Source organism: Candidatus Aminicenantes bacterium (assembly GCA_026393795.1).
Taxonomy (GTDB): domain Bacteria; phylum Acidobacteriota; class Aminicenantia; order UBA2199; family UBA2199; genus UBA2199.
The window spans coordinates 1-2,210 of record JAPKZL010000311.1 but is presented as its reverse complement, the minus strand read 5'-3'; the positions used below and the strand labels follow the sequence as shown (position 1 = coordinate 2,210).

Here is a 2,210-nt window from a genome sequence, read left to right as displayed (position 1 = left end):
GTCTGCGGCGAGATGGTGGTGACGATCGACTTGCCGGAGCCGGGGTAGTTGGTGTTGCCGGCGATGGGGCCCATGGCGATGCAGATTTCGTTTTCCGGGCTGTCCCATTTCGTGTCGCCGCTGACCGCGTCCCAGAGCAGCTTCAGGTCGAAACCCTTGCCGCCGATGAACTTCTTCTTCATGTCGGCCGGCACCGGCTTGATGGTGATCGCGCGGCTGGCCAGGTCGATGTGCAGGGTGCGGTCGTTGTAGCCCTTGACCACCGGCTTCAACTCGTAGGTGAATTCCTTCAGGACCTTGTGGGCCTTTCTCATCTTCTCGATGTCGTGCTTGCTTTCATTGGCGCTCATGAAACGATCTCCTTGATTTCGATTTTCAGGGCCGCGGTCGGGCACTCCTTGGCGCAGGCATCGCAGGCGATGCACTTGAAGGGCGCCAGACCGCCGCGGTGGGTCATCATGGTCGAGGTGGGGCAGACGGCCACGCAGGCCAGGCAATTGATGCACAGGCTCTTGTTGAGCATCACCACCCCCTGCTTGCTGACGGTCAGGGCCATGGTCGGGCACTCGGGCACGCAGTCCCGGCACTGGTCGCAGACGGTCAGTGCAAACGTGTTTTTGCCGGCGGCAGTTACCTTGATGGCCGATTTTTCCGGGTTGTCCTCTTTAAAATAAAGTTTGGCGCAGACGCTCATGCAGACGTTGCAGCCGTTGCATTTTTCGGGAAAGGTTCTTAAATATTTCATGGCGGTTGGCAACTCCTCTTATTTTTTATCCATGGTCAGCGAAAGTTCGATTTTTTGCATGGGTTGCGGGATCTTGTCCAGCGACTGCACGGCACCCAGCAGCACGTTGGCGATGATCTTGCTCACGAAGGGATTCAAGGCGATCGTCGTTTCGTTGACCTTCAGTTCAACGATGTTCTTCATAATAGCCCTCCAAAAAGGCGCCGATTTCAGCGATTTGATCCGGACGAAAGCAGGGCAGGTCGGCCGAGCATTTTTCCGCGCTGACTATGGCTGCGAGATTGGCCAGTGGGAATTTCTGCGCTTGCGGCCGGCTGGCATCATCGACTTCAATCACCGGTATCCCCGGCTGGTAAAGGCCTTCCATCAGCACAATGTCGTCTTCAAACAGCCGCGATTTCAGGTCTTCCAGCAGGTCCTGGGGAGCGTTGATCCGGCTCATGCGCAACAATTCATTTCCGGCTATCAGGAATACCTCGTCGGCGCCGGCGTGCAGGAACTGGGCCGTGTCCTTGGCCTCGGGCTGCAGCGCGTAGGCGTCGGGGGCGTTCTTGACGGCGACGACGCGGCGCTGCCTCGCCTTCAGGCTTTTGATCAGTCGGGTGATGAGCAGGGTCTTGCCGCTGCCCGACCAACCGGCGATGGAAAAGATTTTCATGGCGGCTAATATTAAACCAGTTGCCCGTTTTAGTCAATGCAGAAACCGCCAACGCGACCCGGAAGCCAAGCGCTCTCCGGCGCTCGGCTATTTACTAATAATAGTCTTTCTATTATAATCAAAACAATGAGAACCTTTTTCGGTATCCGATTGGACGAGGCAGCCAGGGAGAGCATCGCCCGGGAATTGCTGCCCTTCAAAAAAATCGCCAGTTCCATCCGCTGGACCGAGAGCCGCAACGTCCACCTGACGCTGAAGTTTATCGGCGAAGTCCCCGACGCGCTGCCGGGGCAGATGGCCGCGGCGCTGCGCGGCGCGAAGACCCCGGTGCCGGCTTTTCCCCTGCGCATCGCCGGCTTCGGCAAATTCCCCTATGGCGCCGACCTGCATATTTTCTGGGCGGGAGTGGCTGTAAATGCGCCGCTGGCGGAATTGTTCGCCTGGATCGAAGATGCCCTCGCTCCCCTGGGGATCGCCAGGGATGACCGCCCCTTCAGCCCGCACATCACCCTGGGGCGCAACAAGGCCCGCGGCGATTTCAAAAAGCTCTTCGCGCTGCTGGCCGAAAAAAACGACCTTTTGCTGGCCGAATGCCAGGCATCTTCCTTCCAGCTTTTCAGCAGCCGGCTGACCCCGACCGGTCCGCTCTACAAGGTTTTAGAGGAGTTTCCCCTTGAGCAGCCATGAAATCTCGTTTTTGATCCTTTCCTACCTGCTGGGCTCCATCCCCTTCGGTTATCTGGTCTTCTATTTCAGCGAAGGCAAGGACATCCGCAGCCAGGGCAGCGGCAACATCGGCGCCACCAA

At 58.1% G+C, this 2,210-nt stretch carries 6 protein-coding genes; 2 read left to right on the top strand and 4 right to left on the bottom strand.

What is annotated here, in order from left to right:
• The 4 genes from NTW95_15165 to mobB form a co-directional block, all read right to left on the bottom strand.
• Positions 1–350, bottom strand: a 350-nt coding sequence (locus NTW95_15165; GenBank protein ID MCX6558745.1) for an aldehyde:ferredoxin oxidoreductase, incomplete at its 3' end; no start/stop codon positions are given.
• Positions 347–745 (bottom strand): 4Fe-4S binding protein, encoded by a 399-nt coding sequence (locus NTW95_15160; protein ID MCX6558744.1) that lies wholly within the window; start codon positions 743–745, stop codon positions 347–349. The genes NTW95_15160 and NTW95_15165, both read right to left, overlap by 4 nt.
• 18 nt (positions 746–763) lie before the next feature.
• Entirely contained in the window at positions 764–928 is a 165-nt protein-coding gene (locus NTW95_15155) for a hypothetical protein (GenBank protein ID MCX6558743.1), read from the bottom strand.
• The gene (gene mobB, locus NTW95_15150) at positions 912–1,403 is read right to left on the bottom strand and encodes a molybdopterin-guanine dinucleotide biosynthesis protein B (GenBank protein MCX6558742.1); all 492 of its coding nucleotides are present in this window, start codon (positions 1,401–1,403) and stop codon (positions 912–914) included. Before mobB ends, NTW95_15155 begins: the two co-directional genes overlap by 17 nt.
• A 126-nt stretch (positions 1,404–1,529) precedes the next feature.
• Between mobB and thpR the strand changes: the two genes are divergently transcribed.
• Complete coding sequence (gene thpR, locus NTW95_15145; protein ID MCX6558741.1) at positions 1,530–2,090, top strand: RNA 2',3'-cyclic phosphodiesterase; 561 nt, start codon at positions 1,530–1,532, stop codon at positions 2,088–2,090.
• Positions 2,077–2,210, top strand: a 134-nt coding sequence (locus NTW95_15140) for a glycerol-3-phosphate acyltransferase (GenBank protein MCX6558740.1), incomplete at its 3' end; no start/stop codon positions are given. The genes thpR and NTW95_15140, both read left to right, overlap by 14 nt.

Coding starts and splice junctions, on each gene's coding strand:
- NTW95_15155 (MCX6558743.1), bottom strand. CDS start 928: ATGAAGAACATCGTTGAACTGAAGGTCAACGAAACGACGATCGCCTTG.
- mobB (MCX6558742.1), bottom strand. CDS start 1,403: ATGAAAATCTTTTCCATCGCCGGTTGGTCGGGCAGCGGCAAGACCCTG.
- thpR (MCX6558741.1), top strand. CDS start 1,530: ATGAGAACCTTTTTCGGTATCCGATTGGACGAGGCAGCCAGGGAGAGC.
- NTW95_15160 (MCX6558744.1), bottom strand. CDS start 745: ATGAAATATTTAAGAACCTTTCCCGAAAAATGCAACGGCTGCAACGTC.